The following is an 18,832-nucleotide window of genomic DNA, read 5'->3' on the forward strand; positions in this document are numbered from 1 at the left end:
TTATGCACAAAAACGAAAAAACCTACAAAAATACTCGGATATATTCTTCACTCACCCCATTCCATTCGTGGACAGGAGCAGTCTGATCCATGCCTGAGGTCATTTTTAACGGCCCCGAAGGCCGCCTTGAAGGTCGCTATCACCACAATGGCGCAGACGATTCGCCCATTGCGCTTATTCTTCATCCGCACCCCCAGCAAGGCGGAACGATGAACAACAAGCTGTGCTTTAACATGTTTAACATGTTCAAGGATCGCGGGTATTCGGTCATGCGTTTCAATTTCCGCGGTGTCGGACGCTCGCAGGGCGTTTATGACCAGGGGATCGGCGAATTGTCGGATGCGGCATCCGCACTCGACTGGATGCAGACCTATAACGCCAATGCCCGCGCAACCTGGGTTGCCGGTTATTCGTTCGGTTCGTGGATCGGCATGCAGCTTTTGATGCGCCGCCCGGAAATCGACGGCTTTATTTCGGTCGCAGCCCCGGCCAGTGAATATGACTTCACCTTCCTAGCCCCCTGCCCGTCATCCGGGATCATGATCCACGGGTCGCACGATACCAACATTCCGCTGTCCTCGGTCAACAAGCTTGCCGACAAGCTGAATGCCCAGAAAGGCATCGAGGTTGATATGTGCACCATCGAAGGTGCCGATCATTACTTTGCCAAGCAGCAGGACGAAGTGATCAAGAAAACGGTCGCCTATCTGGACAAGCGCAACGCGTAATCACGCAACGCCCAGCCGCAAAGACCAAAGGCCGCCTGATCAGGCGGCCTTTTTGCTGTGATAAAGCTTTCCACCCCGGCACGGTTCCGGCACACCGGTTGTCCCCGGAAAGCTTAGCGGCAGATCGCACAGGTGGCGCACGGCAAGATAGCCAAAACATTCGGCCTCTACCGCATCGCCATCCCAATCAAGTTCATCGACAGATCGCACCGGCACGCCGAGCCGGTTGTTTAATTGCGCCATCAGATAGTCATTGTGCCGCCCGCCCCCGCAGACAAACCATTGCAGGGGGGCTTCGGGCAGATGATTAACGCCTGCGACGATTGCCGCCACCGTGCATTGCGCCAGTGTTGCCGCCCCGTCGGCAACGCCAAGCTTTGCCTCGGCCACCAGCCCATCAATGCGGAGTGCCATATCCTCGCGATCAAGCGATTTGGGCGGGATGCGGTCGAAATACGGGTCTTCGAGAAATCTGACTTCGATCATCGGATCCGGCAGGCCGGATGCGGCGGTTGCACCATTCAGGTCAACCGGCGTGCCGGTATGGCGCAGCATCCAGTCATCAATCCGTGCATTGCCGGGGCCGCAATCAAAGGCCAGCAGTTCTTCGTCCGGGCCGATCCATGTCACATTGGAAACGCCACCGATATTAAGGACCGCAACGGGCATATCAACACCGGCACTTTTCATCAGTGCCGCATGATAAACCGGCGCCAGCGGCGCGCCTTCACCCCCGGCGGCAACATCGGCCAGCCTGAAATCGGCGACAACCGGAATGCCGGTTTTTTCGGCCAGCATATCGGGTGTGCCGATCTGGCGCGTGATCCCCGATGCCGGTTCATGAAACACGGTCTGGCCATGAAATCCGATCACACCGATTTCAGATGGTGAAATCGATGCACGATCCAGCAGCATGTTAATGGCATCAACATGCACAAGCGTCAGATCGTCGGCCACGACATGTTCGGTATTGGTGGCACTGCGATTGCCAAAGCAGGCGCGCATGCGTTCGCGCAATTCGGGGCTATACGGCACGAAAACGGCATGACCGGTGCGCCGGACGTCGACGCCATCGGTTTCAATCAATGCCGCATCCACCCCGTCAAGGGATGTGCCGCTCATCATGCCGATGGCCTTGATCCAGCCGGTTGTCATTCTGTACTCCATTCCCGTATGCGTTTTTGCGTCTGTTGGTACTGCAAGAGCGCAGATTAAGCCCGATTTATCGCGAAATCGTTACCATGCATTGCAAACAGGGCGTCGATGCGTTGCCGTGGGGATATTTTCTGTGCTAGATCATCGCGTCCGCCCTTTGGGGTGCTCGTATTTTTACACTCACAACCAACATAGCGCAAAAACCATGACTGAACTGAAGTCTGATTTTCTCCGCGTCATGAATGACCGCGGTTACATCCACCAATGTACTGATATTGAAGGGCTTGATGCCTATGCGTCAGAAAAAAAGGTGGTGTGCTATGTGGGCTATGATTGCACCGCAGACAGCCTGCATGTCGGGTCGCTTGTTTCGATCATGATGCTGCGCTGGTTGCAGAAAACCGGCCATAAGCCGATTGTCCTGATGGGCGGCGGCACGACCCGCGTTGGCGATCCGACCGGCCGTGATGATGCCCGCCCGGTTCTGACCGATGAAATCATTGCCGCCAACATGGCCGGGATCAAAAAGGTTTTTCAGCAGTTCCTGACCTTTGGCGATGGCCCGACCGATGCGGTCATGGTCAACAATGCCGATTGGCTCGACAAGATCAATTACATCGAATTCCTGCGTGATTTCGGCCGCCATTTCTCGGTCAACCGGATGCTGAGCTTTGATTCCGTCAAGCTGCGTCTGGAACGTGAACAGTCGCTGAGCTTCCTTGAATTCAACTATATGATCCTGCAGGCCTATGACTTTGTCGAACTGCAGCGCAAATATGGCTGCGTTCTGCAGATGGGCGGTTCGGACCAGTGGGGCAATATCGTCAATGGTGTCGAGCTTGGCCGTCGCGTTGATGACAGTGCGCTGTTTGGCCTGACCACGCCGCTTATGACCACCGCATCGGGTGCGAAGATGGGCAAGACGGCATCGGGTGCGGTGTGGCTGAACGAGGAACGCCTGTCGGCCTATGATTATTACCAGTTCTGGCGCAACAGCGAAGATGCGGACGTCATCAAGTTCATGCGCCTGTTTACCGAGCTGTCGCTTGAACAGATCGAAGAATACGCAAAGCTTGAAGGTTCGGATATCAACGAAGCCAAGAAGATTCTGGCATTCGAAGCCGTCAAGCTGTGCCGCGGTGAAGAAGCCGCCCTTGCGGCAGCGGAAACCGCGCGCAAGACGTTTGAGGAAGGCGTTCTGGCCGACGATCTGCCGACTGTCGAAGTTCCGAAATCGGAAATCGAGGCCGGTATTCCGGCATTTGATCTGTTCCGCCGTGCCGACCTTGCCAAATCGGGCGGTGAAGCACGTCGCCTGATCAAGGGTGGCGGGGCCAAGATCAACGACGAGAAAGTCGATGATGAAAACATCACCATTGGCGGTGATGCGATCAATGCCGATGGCGTCATCAAGCTTTCGGCGGGCAAGAAGCGCCACGTTCTGATCAAGCCGATCTAAACAGGTCGCGCTCAAACACGTGCTAGAATACAAAAGGCCCCGGACATTTCCGGGGCCTTTTTTGATGGGACCAATACCTGCCCGACCTTAACCGGGTTCGGCCCCGGTGATCAGGTTGCGGAACACGCCGGGCACAAAGGTCGATAGCGGATTGACCGTGACTTCCGGGTCATCAAGCGCACCTTCGATGGTGTAGGTCGGGGCGAAAATACCCCCGCCTTCCTCGCCCACCAGCAAATCCCCCAGAAGCGGGATCGCGCCAAGGGCAGAGTTCAGCGAATAGATCGGCACGATTGATCCCGCCAGCCGGATTTCGGATTTGGCCAGATCAATCGACCCATTGCTGGTGACGCCAACCGCCGATCCGTTGGCGGCGAATTTGCTAAGCGAGAGCACATCATTGGCATAGGTGAAATCACCGTTCAGTTCGGAAAACGCAATCCCATTCCCGCCCAGCACATCGGCAAGCCCGGTCAGCGACGCAGCGCCGAGCACACGGGCGGCAAGCGGTGCGTTCACCGCACGGAAGGCGGTAATATTGACCTTGCCGGTGAAGGGTTGCGACCATGTGCTGTCATCGACCGTGCCCTCGATGGTCAGTGCCCCGCCCAGCAGGTTTTCATAAAGATCGACTGCACGCAGGAATTTGCCCGCATCGTCGCTGGTCAGGCGCACGTTGCGCGTTTTCGGGTCCTTGCGTTCGACCTGGGCAAAGACATTCGCCCGATCCCCCATCGTTCCGTTCAGGACCAGACCATCCCATTCGTCACCAACAACATGAATGGAGCCGTCAATTTCATCGATCAATTCACCATTGGCCATGATCAGTTGATCGATGGACAGGAAGATATCGGTTCGCCCGCCGGTCCGGGATGCGTTTTGGCCGATGCCACCGCTATTGGGGCTTTCGGCGGGGCCGGGTTCGCGCGGGGCATCATCATCACCGACAAGCCATGGCTGGGCATCGGCCTGCCGGGCGTTGATTTCAATTTCACGGTTTTCGCCCGTCTGATGCAAAAGGATCGATCCATCGCGCAGCACCGGACGTTCGCCCTTGATCAGGAAGTCGGCTGCTTCGAGGCGGATATCCATTGCCTCGAAATCCCCCGCCGGGTTTGCCGTTTTTTCCGAACCGTCCGTTGGCTTATCTTCGACAAACGGACGCAGATCAAACTGCTTGCCCTTCAGATCGACCAGAAGTTTGCCGCCCTGATCTACCGTAATGGCGCCTGCAATCGCAAGATTTTCTCGGAAGCGCGTATCGGTCAGATTAACCGTGAATTTATCCGCAATCGGGCTGTCACCGCGCCAGCGCCCCTTGGCCTTGGCGACCAGTTCGGGTGCCATCAGATCAAAGGACCGGACTTCGCCCGCGCCATTGGCCTTGACGGTCAGATCGAACGCAAGGCTGGCATCCTGCCCCGGTGTTTTATGATAATCGACCATATCAAGCGCAATATCAGCCGCAGACAGGCTGGTCTGCGCCTTGATGGCGACCTCGTTGCTGCGCAGATGTTCGATGGTAACCTTGCCGGTCGCGACACCGCTCAGATAGGGATCGGCGGCAAAACCGACCTGCTCCAGCGCAGCGAGATCAAGATCGCCTTCAAGGTCATAGTGGCTGATGACGGGGGTATCGTCGGCAAAGCTTTCGACCCATTTGATGTTGGTTCGTCCCTTGCCAATCGCGGCCTCGCCCGACAGTTCGAGCCCCTTGGTATTGACCTGCAATTCAAAGGTGCCATCGGAAATATCAAGGTCGCGGAACGCATCGGTAATTGCGGCATTTTCGATGCGCGAAGCGGCTGCGACCTCGACATCATCAAACGACAGATCCTTTAACAACGGGAAATGCAGCTTCACACGGGTTGCCTGCTCACCTTCGATCTGTGCCGGATCGATACCGAGCTGTGTAGCAAAACCAAGCGGTTCTTCATCGATCATTTCAAGCGCATTGCGCGCACCACCATGGGCGACGATTTCGAAATCGGCCATTTCGCTGTCGGTATCGAGCTGCGAGAAAACAAGCGTTGCCTCGTCAACGACGATGCCGTCGGCTTCGCCCTCATTAACAAAGATGCTGAAGCTTGACTGATCAAACTCCGCCCGACCGCCAGCGCCCAGAACCGATGGCATATCGCCAAGGTAATGCACGGTAACGCCGGTCATGTTCATTTCGCCGTCCAGATGATCGACGATGATATTTCCGGTTTCGTCCTGATGCAGTCTGGTGCGCAGTTCGGCCTGATGAACGATGCCCTCGGTCAGGTTTTCAACAACCCATGTCCGCGCATTGTCGCCAACGGTTTCGGGCCACAATTGCGGCAGATCGTTGGTCCGGACGTCGGTTGCCGTCGCCGTGATATCGATGGCCCACTGGCCAAGCGGATTTATTGCCTGCCCTTTGAGCACGGCGGCGGTTTCGCCAGCTTCGATCCGGACATCATCAAAGCTTAACCGGCCGGGTACGAAGCTTAAGCCCACCTTGCCACCGGTGACGTGATAGGCCGCGACCATTGGGGCGGGCAGATCGACCCGGCCCACACCAAGGTCAAGATCGGTACCAAGTTCGATAACGCTGCCATCCGCGCCAAGCTTTGCCGTAAGCCTGCCGGATACCGGGACATCAACCCCGGCCAGATCAATAAACGTATCCGATATGCTGGTCAGGTTTGACGGGATCACTTCGCCAATATCGGCCACCATGTCGATTTCCTCGACCCGGCTGTCATATTCGGCCGTGACATTGACATCGGTTGATACCAGCCCGGCATTGACCTTCATCGTTGCTTCGGCGTGAATGCCCATCGGTTTGCGTGACAGACGGATATCGGCAGATGGTGCCGCCCAGACAAGATCAAGTGCCTCATCCCATACTTGAAGATCCGCGCCAGATACGCCGAAGCTTTCGAAATAGGCGGCGGCGGGAAAATCGGCCATCTCGCCCGACAGGATCGCGACAATTTCGCGCATCGCCGCACTGCCATCGCGAATACCGCGTTGCGCATCGCTAAGCGATTGATCGGGTTCGGTCCCGGTGCCTTCCGACGGCGACGGCAGGGGCATATTCACGCCCGGCTGTTCGGCATTGTTGCCGCTGGCATCACCGGATGCCGGGGCGCCCGGATTGTTTTGTGCCGGTTCTGGCGCTGTTTCGGGTTCAGGTTCTGTTTTGGGATCTGTTTTGAAATCGGGGACTGGCAGGGATTGCAGCGGGGTTTCGGCTTCGGCCTGTCCTTCGGGATTATAGCCGATATCGATCTGGCCGTTGGCGTGCCGGACCAGACGCAATTTCGGTGCGATCAGGTTCAGTTCCCGCAGGGCCAGAACCCCGTCAAAAAGCGCCTTGCTGGAAAACACCACGTCGGCCTCTGGCACATGGAGCATTTCACTTCCTGCCCCGTCGCGCACCGACACATCCTGAAGACGGATATCAAACCGTTCTTCCCATCCGCGCCAGAACAGGACCATGTCGCCGACTTCGAATTTGGTGTCACCGCTGCTTTCATTCAGTTCGGCAACGACATAAGGCACGAGACGATGCAGGGAAACCGGGCCCTGCGCGATGCGCCAGACCAGAACACCGGCAAAAACGCCGACAAACAGGATCACGGCCGCAAGAAACAGCCCACACCAGCCAGTAAAGATTTTGATGCGACGCACCTGCCTAAAGATCCCGAATTTGCGATGCCATGAATGACATTTCCAATCAATGTAACAACGCCGTCAAGCCAATGATGTTTCCCGGCCTGCGAAAAACCCAATAAATGTAAACTGATACTGTTTCCCTGTCCCCTTTTTGGTATCGTCGGGGGCATAAGGAAACCTTTCCGTGTCATGTCGCGTGCGTGGCCGGATGCCGGAGATATCCTGCGTTGCGTCACGAAGCCAAGGGATAGCCCGGTTTTACGTCCAAGAGCAATAACAAGAGCAACACAAGGAAAGCAAAAAGTGTCTCTTTCCTGGATTACGCCAGATTTGCCGAAACCCTTCGATACCGATCGTTGCAATAACGGTTTCGAAAGATGGTCTGCGCTTGCCGATCGCCCCGCTTTCGAGCATCTCGCACAACAGATTGGCGATATTGCGGCCAACAAACCAAAACGCGACGTTTTGGCGGCGATGTTTGGCAACAGCCCCTATCTTGGCAATCTGTGTCTGCGCGATCCCGATATCATCTGTCTAGTGTTTGATCAGGGGCTTGACGCGGCCTTTGACGCGGCCCTTGATCCGGTGCGCAAAAGTGCGGACGCCGCCCAGACCGATCAGGCGACAACCATGATGATGGTGCGCAAGGCAAAACGCCGGGCGGCCCTTGTGATTGCGATTGCCGATATCTGCAAGGCGTGGTCGCTTGATAAAATCACGGGCGCGATTAGCACCACGGCTGAAGTGACCCTTGAATTTGCACTGGCCCATTGCCTTTCGGCGACGGCAAAGCAGCGCAAATTCGACCTGCCCCATCCCGACGATCCGCTGCGCGATTGCGGGATTTTTGCGATTGGCATGGGAAAGCTTGGCGCCAAGGAGCTTAACTATTCATCCGATATCGACCTGATTTTCCTCTATGACCACGAGGTCGTTACCTATATCGACCATGATCGCCTGCAACAGGACCTTGTGCGGATGGTGCGCGATGTCACCCGCATCATGGAAGAACGCACCGGCGACGGGTATGTTTTCCGCACCGATCTGCGCCTGCGCCCCGATCCGGCATCCACCCCGCCGATCCTGTCGATGCTGGCGGCTGAAACCTATTACGAGACGGTCGGGCAGAACTGGGAACGTGCAGCAATGATCAAATCACGGATCGTTGCAGGTGACAAAAAATCAGGGGATATATTCCTTGAAATATTGCGCCCATATGTCTGGCGCAAGCATCTCGATTTCCTTGCGATCCAGGATATTCATTCGATCAAGCGCCAGATCAACGCCCATAAAGGCGGCAGCAAGGTCGTTATTCCCGGCCATAACATCAAGCTTGGCCGCGGTGGCATTCGCGAGATTGAATTTTTCGCCCAGACCCAGCAACTGATCTGGGGCGGGCGGGCCGTTGCGCTTCGATGCAAGGCGACCTGTGATGCGCTTCGTGAACTGACCAAATTCGGGCAGGTGTCCGAACAGGTGCGCGATGAAATGCTGGCGGCCTATGAGTTTCTGCGCACAGTCGAACATCGTTTGCAGATGACAAACGATCATCAGACCCAGACCCTGCCTGAAACCGAGGAAGGGTTGCATGCTCTTTCGACCTTCCTTGGTTATGACACGCTTGATGGTTTCAAGGCCGATCTTTTGCATCACCTGCGCAAGGTCGAAAGCAATTATGCCGAATTGTTTGAAGACGATATTCCGCTTGCAGCAGCGGATGGAAACCTTGTCTTTACCGGCACGGAAGACGACCCTGAAACACTTGAAAATTTGCGCCAGATGGGGTTCGAGAACCCGACCAATGTTTCGGTCACGGTGCGGGGATGGCATCACGGGCGGTATCGCGCCACCCGGTCGCGGCGTGCGCGTGAAATCCTGACCGAACTGATGCCGACCCTTTTGAAGGCATTGTCGCAAACCACCAATCCGGACATGGCGTTTCGGGCGTTTGACGAATTCCTGAAAGGTCTGCCTGCGGGGGTTCAGCTTTTCTCGCTGGTGACGGCAAATCCGGAACTGCTGGAGCTTCTGGCACAGATCGCGGGCACAGCGCCGCGCATGGCCAAATATCTGGGGCGCAATGCCGGGGTGCTTGATTATGTCCTGATGTCGGGTTTCCACGATGAACTGCCCGATGCCGACACGATGCTCGATGAACTTAACACTCGGCTGGCGCGCGAGGATATGGTCGAAGACTGGCTTGATACAGCACGGCGCTGGGCGAATGATCAGAAATTCCGCATTGATGTCCAGACCATCCAGAACCGCCATACCCCGCATCAGGCAGGCCGGGCCCTTGCCGATGTGGCCGATGTCGCCATCCGTGCCCTTTTCCCGCGTATTGCCGATGATTTTGCGCAAAAGCATGGCAAATTTGATGACGGCGGGCTTGCCGTCTTTGCACTTGGCAAACATGGCGGGCAGGAACTTTCGCCCGGATCCGACCTTGATATGATCTTTGTCTATGAGGTGCCAGAGGATGCCGAGGAATCAAATGGCGAAAAGCCGCTTAGCCCCGGCCATTATTACATCCGGTTAAGCCAGCGTTACATCAATGCGCTTTCGGCACCGACGGCCGAGGGGGTCCTGTTTGAAACCGACCTTCGCCTGCGCCCCAGCGGCAACAAAGGGCCCCTTGCCACCCATTTCAAAAGTTTCGAGGCCTATCAGCTTAACGAAGCCTGGACGTGGGAGCATATGGCGCTGACGCGCCTTCGTGCGGTTTATGGTCCGCAAGCCCTGTGTGACAGGGTGATGGAAACCACCAATGCGGTCCTGCAGAAAAAGCGTAATCCCGATGATCTGCTGCGCGATGTTTATGACATGCGCAACCGCATGGATGCGGGCAAAGGCGATAGTCATCCCTGGGCGATCAAGATGCGGCGCGGCGGGTTGGTTGATCTGGAATTCATTGCGCAATATCTGCAACTGGCGCATGCGCACACCCATCCCGAAATTCTGTCCCCCACCACGCGCGAGGTGTTTAAAAACCTTGGAAGTGCTGGCATTCTGGATGCCGAGGAAGCCACATTCCTTGCCAATGCCGGGTCGTTCTGGCTGGCACTGCAGGCGATCCTGCGCCTGACGACCGAGGGGCCGTTTGAGCCGAAAAATGCCAGCACCGATTTGCGGCGCATGCTGGCGCGCGCCGGGCAGTGCGATGATTTTGATGCGCTTCAGGTCAAGCTTGATGAAACAGCAATGCGGATCAAGGCCGTCTATGACCGACTGATCACGCAACCGGCAGAAAAACTTCCGCCGCGTTCGGAATGACTAGAGTGATCCGGATGAATTGGCAATGCTTATAAGGCTTTGTAATTTGGTATGCAGATTTTGGCGAAACTTCCTGACATGGCTTTCCGAAGCCGGTCAGGGACGCGACACTTTGAACAAGGATAAAGAAATGACGCTTGATGTTGGTGACAAGGCCCCCGATTTCGACCTGCCGACCGATGGTGGCGGTTCGGTAAAACTATCGGACCTTAAAGGCAAACCGGTGGTGATCTATTTCTATCCCAAGGACATGACGCCGGGCTGCACCACGGAATCCTGCGAGTTTCGCGATGCCGAACCCGATTTCAGTGCGGTCAATGCACAGATCATCGGCATTTCAAAGGACAGTGCGGATCGTCATGACAAGTTCAAGGCCAAGCATGATCTGAACTTTATCCTCGCATCGGATGAAAACAGCACGACCTGCGAGGATTACGGCACCTGGACCGAAAAAAGCATGTATGGCAAAAAATTCATGGGAATCGAGCGCAGCACCTTTGTCATTGATGGTGATGGCGTGATCCGCAATGTGTGGCGCAAGGTAAAGGTCAAGAACCACGTCGCCGAGGTTCTTGCCGCCGTCAAGGCGTTGTAATTTCCAGCCCTGCCCTTACGAACAGGACCGGTCGGACCAAAATCCGGCCGGTTTTGCATTTTTTGTAACGGTTAAAAGAAGATAGTTTTCAAGCACCTAATAAACCACAGGCTTATTCAATATATTGCCTTGCCTTGTTTGTCGGGCTAAGAATCCGGATATGGGAGTTATGGGTGTAGCGATTTTGCACTTCCTGGCGTATGGCGAATGACCGGGCAACCGGCAAGGCAGGATATAATAATGAGCAAGAATGTTATCGATCTCGACGATCAGATGCTCGCCGATTTCCGTGATGAAGCGAACGACATCGTCAACAGCATTGGCGTGCATCTTCAGAATGCGCGCAGCAAATCCGATCCGGCGATCCTGACAGCAATCCAGCGCGAGATTTTCAATCTTCGATACAAGGGCAAGTCGGTCAATGCGCCGCTGGTCAATCTGACAAGCCACCGTCTTGCCGATTATGCCACGACATGCCGTGAACTGACCGAAGAGGCGATTGCCGATATTCAGGCCTTTATCGACAAGATCGAAGGATTGCTTGATGGCGACGTCACCGGGGGCGGTGCCGATTCAGCCGAATTCGTGCGTGAACTACCATCCAAACGAGCGCCTGATATCGATCCGGCGTGGCTGAAAAAAACCAATGTCGAAGCCCTTCTGGTTATTCCGCAGCGTTCCATGTCGGCCATTGTCGAACGCGAACTGGCGGCCTGCGGTTATCGCTGCTCGGTCACGCAAAGCTCGTTCGAGGCGATTGAACTTGCCGTGCGCACCCGCCCGGATTTCATCATTGTTGCCAAAACCATCGATGAACTTGGCGGTGTTGATGTCGCCAATGCGTTGCAGGCCATGCCGAAAACCCGCAACATCCCGACCGCCGTTCTGACATCGGATGCGCCGAACCATCCGTCGCTTCGGGACCTGCCCTGCCGGACGGCCATCATCCGCAAGGGCCCGGCCTTTGGCGAAGATCTGGCCGAGGCACTGGCGCGCTTTAACATTACCTGATCAACAGACCATACCGCTTTGACAGGGCGACCGTGTTTTTCCGGTCGCCCTTTTTTGTGTCATCAGTATGCCGGGATTGACCCGCCTTGGCGCACATGGCACAGAAAGCCGGTAATTCTTCATGTTCCGGAAACAGCCCCATGTCCCGCCTTACCCTTGCCGAAGCTGCCAAACGTGCCCTTATGACGGCGGACGCCACGGAAAAAGCCGATGTCACCGCCGAAATGGCGGCGATGTGGCGCAATGGCGAGATTACCGAGGTTGGATCAACCGATCTTCCGGACCGCCCGGGCCGCCCGGCAAAACCCGAACTGCTGCCACCCAACAAAATGCCCAAACGCAAAAAAGGCAGCGTTCAGGGGCGTATCGGGCTTTTGCATGCGCTGGCGCATATCGAACTTAATGCCATCGATCTGGCGTGGGACCTTTGCGTGCGGTTTCCCGAAGCCGACATGCCCAAGCATTTTCATGATGCCTGGGTTCAGGTCGCCGATGACGAGGCGCGCCATTTCAAGATGATCAACAAACGTCTGGGTGAAATGGATGCGACCTATGGCGATCTGCCGGCCCATGATGGCCTGTGGCAGACATCGATGGATACGGCCTATGACATTCTGCCGCGTCTTGCCGTGGTGCCGATGGTGTTCGAGGCGCGCGGTCTTGATGCCACCCCGCCGACCATCGAACGGTTGCTGTCGCATGGTGATACCGAAAGTGCGCGCATCCTTAAAATCATCGCCCATGATGAAATCGCCCATGTCGCGGCAGGGCGTAAATATTATGAATATGTCTGTGATCAGCGCGGCCTGCCCTATTACACGACATGGCATGACATGCTGCGCAAACATTTCCGCGGGCCGCTTAAACCACCGTTTAACGACGAAGCCCGATATGAGGCCGGAATGCCGCCCGACTATTATCAGGACTATGTTCTGGAGCTTCCGGGCGAGGATGAATAGTCGGCTTTTATCGCGTTCCTTGATACAGCGCAAAGTTTAGAACCCCAACAACCTATACCCTTCCTGCGCGCTTAATGCATGCCCGCATTTTCGGGCACAAAGTCATTCCGCAAGGAGGATACGAGCATGCCTGCTACCATGAAGGCCGCCGTCGTGCGGGAATTCGGCAAGCCATTGTCGATCGAGGAAGTCACTGTTCCCAAAGTCACGCCTGGCAAAATCCTTGTAAAGATCGAGGCATCCGGTGTTTGCCATACCGACCTGCACGCCGCCGAAGGCGATTGGCCGGTCAAGCCGAACCCGCCCTTTATCCCCGGCCATGAAGGTGTCGGCATTGTTGCCGAAGTCGGCGAAGGTGTTACATCGATCAAGGAAGGCGACCGGGTGGGCGTGCCGTGGCTGCATTCGGCCTGCGGGCATTGCCATCATTGCATTACCGGTTGGGAAACGCTTTGCGGGGAACAGCTTAATACCGGTTATTCGGTCAATGGCGGCTTTGCCGAATATGTTCTTGCCGATCCGAACTATGTCGGCCACCTGCCCGATCCGCTTGAATTTGGCAATGCCGCACCGGTGCTTTGCGCCGGGGTTACGGTTTACAAGGGACTTAAGGAAACCGAATGCAAACCGGGTGAAACCGTTGTCATTTCCGGCGTCGGCGGGCTTGGCCACATGGCCGTGCAATATGCCAAGGCCATGGGCATGAAGGTGATTGCGGTTGATATCAGCCCGGAAAAACTGAAACTTGCCAAGGACCTTGGTGCCGATTGGGTTCTGAATGCCAAGGAAACCGACGTGGTTACCGAAGTACAAAACCAGATGGGTGGCGCCAATGGGGTTCTGGTCACCGCCGTTTCCAAATCCGCCTTTGCGCAGGGTGTTGGCATGCTGGGCCGTCATGGCACGATGGCATTGTGCGGCCTGCCGCCCGGCAAGTTCGAGCTTGATATCTTTGACACCGTTCTGTCGCGCAAAACCATTCGCGGATCCATCGTCGGCACGCGTGCCGACCTTCAGGAAGCATTGGAATTTGCCGGCGACGGCAAGGTGCATTCGCACTTCACCACCGAACCGATGGAAAACATCAATTCGATCTTTGATCGCATGCGGGCCGGTACCATTGATGGCCGTATCGTGATGTCGATCTGATCGATCACAATCACGGCCCATAGCGAAACGGAAAAAGCAAAAGGGTCGCCCCATCATGCGACCCTTTTTGTTTTATGGCGATGATTACAAATCCTGACCGCTTAGCGGGTCTTCGCTGTAATAGCGGACCGGCACCGTGCCCCCGACAATCGCGCCAATCCGTTTGATCCAGCGATTGATCCCGTCATAAGGGGTCATATCCAGATCGGCCTCATGTGCCAGATGGGTGTAGGCATAGACCGCGATATCCGCGAGCGAATAGCGGGCATTTGCAAGAAAATCATGGTCGCGCAAATGCCGGTCAAGCATGCCTAAAACCTGTGTGGCCTTGGCCCGGCGCAACGGCAGTTGCCCGGCATTCCGGTCATTCTTCCCCGTCAGGTTCCAGTACCGAAGGCAGGCTATGGTTGCCTGTATATAATCGGTTTCAAAAAACAGCCACTGACAGACCTTGGCGCGTTCATAGGCATCAGAGGGCAAATAATCCGTTCCGTCCGCCAGATAAAGCAGAATGGCGTTTGATTCAGCAATACAGCGCCCATCATCAAGTTCCAGTACCGGAACCGCCCCCGCCGGGTTCATTTCATAGAACGCATCGGTATGGCTTTCGCCGGTAAAAATCGAAACCCACTGTGTCTGGTATTCAAGACCAAGATGGGCGCAAAGCTGGCGTATCTTCCACGCGTTTTGTGATCCGGCGTAATCATGAAGCTTCATCAGATGAAACCTTTCAGACAAGGAAATAGCGTTCCGGCACATGATCCGCCGGTTGGCATTCGCTATAATTCGGAATTATCGGGAATCAGAACCTAAAGGATCAGGCGGCTTTCGTGGCCATCGCCGCCTCGTGATCGAGCAGCCAGCGTTTGCGATCAAGACCACCGGCATAGCCGGTCAGGGTGCCGTCCGATCCGATCACCCGATGGCACGGCACGATGATCGATACCGGGTTCAGCGCATTGGCACGTGCCACCGCCCGCACCGCTTTCGGATTACCAAGGATATCGGCCTGCCCGGCATAGGAGCGGCTTTCGCCGCTGGGAATCGTGATCAGGGCATCCCACACCGATTTCTGAAAATCGGTGCCGATCATCCGGATATCCGCCATCGGCAAGGGCATGAGGCGACCGGCAAAGTAACCATCCAGCCAGTCCGTGACCGATTTGGGGGCAGTGCCGCCTTCGTGCCAATCGACATTTTTAAAACGTCGCGTCTGGATCGTGTGCAGGCGGTCATCGTTGTTTTCGAAATCCAGATGCACAAGTTTGCCATCCACCATCGCAAGGCTGAGTTTGCCAATCGGGCTGTGATAGCGGGCAATGTCGATGCGGGTTGTCATGATCATTTCCCTTTCTTTGTTTTCGGCTGGGGCTTTGGCGCATGTTCCTGTTCAAGTGCCGACCACAGATATTGCGCGGCATAAGCCCGCCACGGGCGCCAGCGTTCTGCATGCTGTTCCAGTGGCTTGGGCTTTGCCGGGCCCCCACCGATTTCAGATGCCTTCAGGATGCCAAGGTCCGCCGCCGGGAAGGCATCCGGGTCGCCAAGCCCGCGCAGGCCGAAATAATTCAACGTCCACGGGCCAATCCCCTTGGTCCCGGCCATTTCGGCCAATATGACATCGCCCGATTTGCGGTCACTGTCGGGATCGGCAAACAGATCGATGATATCGGCAAGTGTCTGGGCGCGTCGGGTCGTAAGCCCGATCGAGATCAGATCCTGTTGTTGCAGGGCGTCGGGTTTCGGGAACAGATGGGTGATGCCCGTTCCGGCAATCAGGTTTTCAGGCAGGGCTTCGCCAAAGCGTGCCACCAGTCGCCCGGCCAAGGTACGGGCGGCGGCAACCGACACCTGTTGGCCCAATACCGCCCGGATCGCCAGTTCAAACCGGTCCCAGCATCCCGGCACACGCAGACCGGGGCGTTTATCGACCAGGGGACGCAGCAATTCATCATCGGCAAACAGGGCCGTGATGGAGGGCACATCGGCATCCAGATCAAACAACCGCCGCACCCGGCCCCCGATTTCAAGCACGGCGTCACGCGCCGGACCGCGCAGGATAACATCGACACCGCCCTGATCGCTCGCAAACCGGCATATCATCAGACCAACGGCATCATTGATGCGAAAGCCGCGGGCATAGGTGCGGTCGCCCACCGCCTCCAGCCCCGGAATGGCGCGTGCCCGAAAGAATGTCAGAAGGTAGTCGGCATCAAAGGGTTGCCGCGCACGCAGGCGCAGGATCAGATCGTCGCTTTTGGGGGCGAATGGATCATTGTCGTTTTTATCTGACACGGGTTCGGCCTTTATGCCGCGCCGGAACGCGGTCGGGGCGTGGCCGTAGGCCGTTTTCATCGCATCGTTAAACCGGCGCAAACTGCCGAACCCGGCAATATCGGCGATTTCCGTCATCGACAGGTTGCTATCGACAATCAGTTGTCGGGCGCGCAGCAGCCGGCGTGCCTTGGCATGATCCTGCGGGGTGACGCCGGTATGTTCCTTGAAAATACGGCGCAGATGCCGGTCCCCGACGCCAAGCCGCCCGGCAAGCTGTTCGACCGATCCGGTTTCAAGCGCCCCTTCTTCGATCAGCCTTACCGCACGGGCAACGGTGGCGTGAACCCCGGCACTGGCCGGGGATCCGGGGGCGGCTTCGGGGCGGCAGCGCAGGCACGGGCGGAACCCGTGGGCAATTGCCGCCTCCGCACTGGGATAAAATTGCACATTCACGCGCTTTGGCGTGACGGCGGGGCATATCGGACGGCAGAAAATCCCGGTGGTCAGAACGGCGGTGTAAAACCGGCCGTCAAACCGGCGATCCCGGGCCTTTAATGCGTGATAGCAGATATCATCATTGAGCTGTTCCATGCCCGGCAGTCTAGCAGATCACGCAGATAAAACTCGCCAGATTCGGACTCAAACGTGAAAGTACCAGATGGTGCCCGTAATCCTAGTTCAGCGGAATATCGTTTGCGCCCTTGCCGTCCTGATACTGATCAGAAAGCGCGTCATATTGCGCGGCAATCGATTTTGCCTTTTCAAGCCATGGCGCGCGGTCGGCTTCGGGCAGGTCGGCGATCATGGCCATCATGGCATGGCTTTGCCAGAATGCGTTGGATTTGTTGTATTCCCCGGCATCAAGGGTGAAGACTTCCTTGAGGATTTTAAGGTCATGGGGGATTTCAAACGCATCGCGGGAATCCTCGTGGCTGAAGAAATAATAGAAATTATCAAACCCGGCCCAGGTGATCGCCGAAAGGCACATCGAACAGGGTTCATGCGTTGACAGAAAAATCAGATCCGACGTTGCGGGGCGCACATCGGCAGGCATTTCGTAAAACCGTTTCAGGCAATGGACTTCGCCATGCCAAAGCGGGTTTTCCGTTTCGTTGTTGGTTTCGGCCAGCACCAGCGAATGATCGGATTTGCGCAACAAAGCCGCCCCGAAAATCTTGTTTCCAGCCGCGACGCCCACACGGGTTTTGGGCAGGATATCGTTTTCAAGTGTGGCAAACAGGGTGGCAAGAAGGGCGTTTCTGTCTTCGCGTGGCATATAGGCGGTCCCCGATGAAATGCGTGATGCTTTTTGATGGCGTCCATTTCATCGTCATTGAACCGCCCTGCCAACAGAATTTATTGCAGGTTTTGTGAGCGGACGGGAAAAACACTATGTACGGCATCTTGATAACGGCGGGAAACGAAGGGTTTCCTAACCGCGCAGGATACCGTCATTGTAATCTTCGTAACGCTGATCGGCGGGCACCGGGCGATAAAACTCCGGGTCCAGCAGCGTCGTTACCGCGATAAGCGTCGGCGATTTTCGATCCCGAACCTTGGTGATCAGGGCATGATCGACCGGTCTCATTTCACGGATTTTGATAACTTCGAAAACAGGGCCATTCGGGGTGGCAAGTTTGAACTGGTCGCCAACAGCGACCTGGCCATGGGACTGACGCGGCATTTTTGGACTTCACCTGACTGATAGACGTTTGCTCAAGATGCAAAACCCGTCGAGGCCCTATTTTTCAACGACTTGGCCCTTTCGTTTTTCAACGGATTTTGCGTATGGGCAATATACTGCCAGACATATCAGGCGAGACTATGACAGAAGCGGGATTTTTACGGGCAGAAGACATAAAAATGCAGCAATCGAAATCGCGGTATTCCTGCCCTGTCGGGCGTTCGGGTACGGGCATTATCCCTGACCAAACTTTTCTGCCGGTTTACAATAGATTAGACTGCGTCTGATCGATATTGCACTTTCATGCCGGGGGCATCAGCATGCTTGCGATCCGTTTATCCAAAATCCTGACCGTGGCGGCGATTGCCCTGTTTGCAACACTGGTCGCCTTTGGCAACATCACCGATTACGGCAGCAATTTCGAATTCGTCCGTCATGTTTTGATGATGGACACGATCTTTCCCGACAGCACCATCAAATATCGCGCGATTGAAAGCCCTGCCCTGCATCATGCTGCCTATATCGCGATTATCGCGACCGAAGCGCTTACTGCGATCCTGTGCTGGATCGGGGCATGGAAATTATGGTCGGTCCGCTATGCCACCGCGGCACTTTTCAATAACAGCAAGGGATATGCCATCGGTGGCCTGACCGTTGGCTTTCTGCTGTGGCAGGTGGGGTTCATGTCGATTGGCGGCGAATGGTTCGGCATGTGGATGTCCGATACATGGAACGGTATTGAATCGGCCTTTCGCTTTTTCATCACCATCCTTGCGGTGCTGATCTTTGTCACGCTTCGCGATGGGGAAGTCGATTAGGGCATTCCGCGTCAGACGCAAAACCCGCCGAAGCCCTATTTTTCAAAGACTTGGCCCTTTCGTTTTTCAACATATT

15 protein-coding genes are annotated in these 18,832 nt (G+C 56.0%); 8 read left to right on the forward strand and 7 right to left on the reverse strand.

Features of this window, described 5'->3' with window-relative positions; all coding sequences use genetic code 11:
• Positions 1–89: 89 nt before the first annotated feature.
• Positions 90–728 (forward strand): alpha/beta hydrolase, encoded by a 639-nt coding sequence (locus tag R1T41_RS20780; protein ID WP_062952114.1) that lies wholly within the window; start codon positions 90–92, stop codon positions 726–728.
• A gap of 39 nt (positions 729–767) precedes the next feature.
• Here R1T41_RS20780 and R1T41_RS20785 read toward each other — a convergent pair whose 3' ends face one another.
• Positions 768–1,883, reverse strand: coding sequence for an anhydro-N-acetylmuramic acid kinase (locus tag R1T41_RS20785; protein ID WP_317338990.1), 1,116 nt, complete (start codon positions 1,881–1,883; stop codon positions 768–770).
• Between the two features lie 205 nt (positions 1,884–2,088).
• Here R1T41_RS20785 and tyrS point away from each other — a divergent pair, with 205 nt between their 5' ends.
• The gene (tyrS, locus tag R1T41_RS20790; RefSeq protein WP_317338992.1) at positions 2,089–3,342 is read left to right on the forward strand and encodes a tyrosine--tRNA ligase; all 1,254 of its coding nucleotides are present in this window, start codon (positions 2,089–2,091) and stop codon (positions 3,340–3,342) included.
• An 87-nt stretch (positions 3,343–3,429) separates the two neighbouring features.
• Here the strand turns inward: tyrS and R1T41_RS20795 are convergent, their stop codons facing one another.
• The gene (locus R1T41_RS20795) at positions 3,430–7,005 is read right to left on the reverse strand and encodes an AsmA-like C-terminal domain-containing protein (protein ID WP_317338995.1); all 3,576 of its coding nucleotides are present in this window, start codon (positions 7,003–7,005) and stop codon (positions 3,430–3,432) included.
• Between the two features lie 288 nt (positions 7,006–7,293).
• Here R1T41_RS20795 and R1T41_RS20800 point away from each other — a divergent pair, with 288 nt between their 5' ends.
• The 5 genes from R1T41_RS20800 (at position 7,294) to adhP (ending at position 13,977) form a co-directional block, all read left to right on the forward strand.
• Positions 7,294–10,263: a bifunctional [glutamine synthetase] adenylyltransferase/[glutamine synthetase]-adenylyl-L-tyrosine phosphorylase gene (locus tag R1T41_RS20800; protein ID WP_317338998.1), complete on the forward strand. Its 2,970-nt coding sequence runs from the start codon at positions 7,294–7,296 to the stop codon at positions 10,261–10,263.
• Between the two features lie 130 nt (positions 10,264–10,393).
• On the forward strand, positions 10,394–10,858 hold the full coding sequence (gene bcp / locus R1T41_RS20805; RefSeq protein WP_062952108.1) for a thioredoxin-dependent thiol peroxidase: 465 nt from the start codon (positions 10,394–10,396) through the stop codon (positions 10,856–10,858).
• A gap of 240 nt (positions 10,859–11,098) precedes the next feature.
• The gene (locus R1T41_RS20810) at positions 11,099–11,869 is read left to right on the forward strand and encodes a response regulator (RefSeq protein WP_317339000.1); all 771 of its coding nucleotides are present in this window, start codon (positions 11,099–11,101) and stop codon (positions 11,867–11,869) included.
• A 140-nt stretch (positions 11,870–12,009) separates the two neighbouring features.
• Entirely contained in the window at positions 12,010–12,828 is an 819-nt protein-coding gene (locus tag R1T41_RS20815; protein ID WP_062959460.1) for a ferritin-like domain-containing protein, read from the forward strand.
• A gap of 126 nt (positions 12,829–12,954) precedes the next feature.
• Positions 12,955–13,977 carry an alcohol dehydrogenase AdhP gene (gene adhP / locus R1T41_RS20820; protein ID WP_317339002.1) on the forward strand — a complete coding sequence of 341 codons (1,023 nt, stop codon included), beginning with the start codon at positions 12,955–12,957 and terminating at the stop codon, positions 13,975–13,977.
• Positions 13,978–14,061: 84 nt separating this feature from the next.
• Here adhP and R1T41_RS20825 read toward each other — a convergent pair whose 3' ends face one another.
• The 5 genes from R1T41_RS20825 to R1T41_RS20845 form a co-directional block, all read right to left on the reverse strand.
• Entirely contained in the window at positions 14,062–14,694 is a 633-nt protein-coding gene (locus R1T41_RS20825) for a glutathione S-transferase family protein (protein ID WP_317339003.1), read from the reverse strand.
• A gap of 100 nt (positions 14,695–14,794) precedes the next feature.
• On the reverse strand, positions 14,795–15,316 hold the full coding sequence (locus tag R1T41_RS20830; protein WP_317339004.1) for a methylated-DNA--[protein]-cysteine S-methyltransferase: 522 nt from the start codon (positions 15,314–15,316) through the stop codon (positions 14,795–14,797).
• A gap of 2 nt (positions 15,317–15,318) precedes the next feature.
• Positions 15,319–16,845: an AlkA N-terminal domain-containing protein gene (locus R1T41_RS20835; protein WP_317339006.1), complete on the reverse strand. Its 1,527-nt coding sequence runs from the start codon at positions 16,843–16,845 to the stop codon at positions 15,319–15,321.
• 82 nt (positions 16,846–16,927) lie between these two features.
• Positions 16,928–17,530: a nucleoside deaminase gene (locus R1T41_RS20840; protein WP_317339008.1), complete on the reverse strand. Its 603-nt coding sequence runs from the start codon at positions 17,528–17,530 to the stop codon at positions 16,928–16,930.
• A 156-nt stretch (positions 17,531–17,686) separates the two neighbouring features.
• Positions 17,687–17,938, reverse strand: a complete 252-nt coding sequence (locus tag R1T41_RS20845) for a hypothetical protein (protein WP_062952100.1) — start codon at positions 17,936–17,938, stop codon at positions 17,687–17,689.
• A gap of 320 nt (positions 17,939–18,258) precedes the next feature.
• Between R1T41_RS20845 and R1T41_RS20850 the strand changes: the two genes are divergently transcribed.
• On the forward strand, positions 18,259–18,756 hold the full coding sequence (locus tag R1T41_RS20850; RefSeq protein WP_317339010.1) for a DUF2165 domain-containing protein: 498 nt from the start codon (positions 18,259–18,261) through the stop codon (positions 18,754–18,756).
• Positions 18,757–18,832: the final 76 nt, after the last annotated feature.

It is taken from the genome of Thalassospira lucentensis (assembly GCF_032921865.1).
Lineage (GTDB): Bacteria > Pseudomonadota > Alphaproteobacteria > Rhodospirillales > Thalassospiraceae > Thalassospira > Thalassospira lucentensis_A.

Coding starts and splice junctions, on each gene's coding strand:
- R1T41_RS20780 (WP_062952114.1), top strand. CDS start 90: ATGCCTGAGGTCATTTTTAACGGCCCCGAAGGCCGCCTTGAAGGTCGC.
- R1T41_RS20785 (WP_317338990.1), bottom strand. CDS start 1,883: ATGACAACCGGCTGGATCAAGGCCATCGGCATGATGAGCGGCACATCC.
- tyrS (WP_317338992.1), top strand. CDS start 2,089: ATGACTGAACTGAAGTCTGATTTTCTCCGCGTCATGAATGACCGCGGT.
- bcp (WP_062952108.1), top strand. CDS start 10,394: ATGACGCTTGATGTTGGTGACAAGGCCCCCGATTTCGACCTGCCGACC.
- R1T41_RS20810 (WP_317339000.1), top strand. CDS start 11,099: ATGAGCAAGAATGTTATCGATCTCGACGATCAGATGCTCGCCGATTTC.
- R1T41_RS20815 (WP_062959460.1), top strand. CDS start 12,010: ATGTCCCGCCTTACCCTTGCCGAAGCTGCCAAACGTGCCCTTATGACG.
- adhP (WP_317339002.1), top strand. CDS start 12,955: ATGCCTGCTACCATGAAGGCCGCCGTCGTGCGGGAATTCGGCAAGCCA.
- R1T41_RS20825 (WP_317339003.1), bottom strand. CDS start 14,694: ATGAAGCTTCATGATTACGCCGGATCACAAAACGCGTGGAAGATACGC.
- R1T41_RS20830 (WP_317339004.1), bottom strand. CDS start 15,316: ATGACAACCCGCATCGACATTGCCCGCTATCACAGCCCGATTGGCAAA.
- R1T41_RS20835 (WP_317339006.1), bottom strand. CDS start 16,845: ATGGAACAGCTCAATGATGATATCTGCTATCACGCATTAAAGGCCCGG.
- R1T41_RS20840 (WP_317339008.1), bottom strand. CDS start 17,530: ATGCCACGCGAAGACAGAAACGCCCTTCTTGCCACCCTGTTTGCCACA.
- R1T41_RS20845 (WP_062952100.1), bottom strand. CDS start 17,938: ATGCCGCGTCAGTCCCATGGCCAGGTCGCTGTTGGCGACCAGTTCAAA.
- R1T41_RS20850 (WP_317339010.1), top strand. CDS start 18,259: ATGCTTGCGATCCGTTTATCCAAAATCCTGACCGTGGCGGCGATTGCC.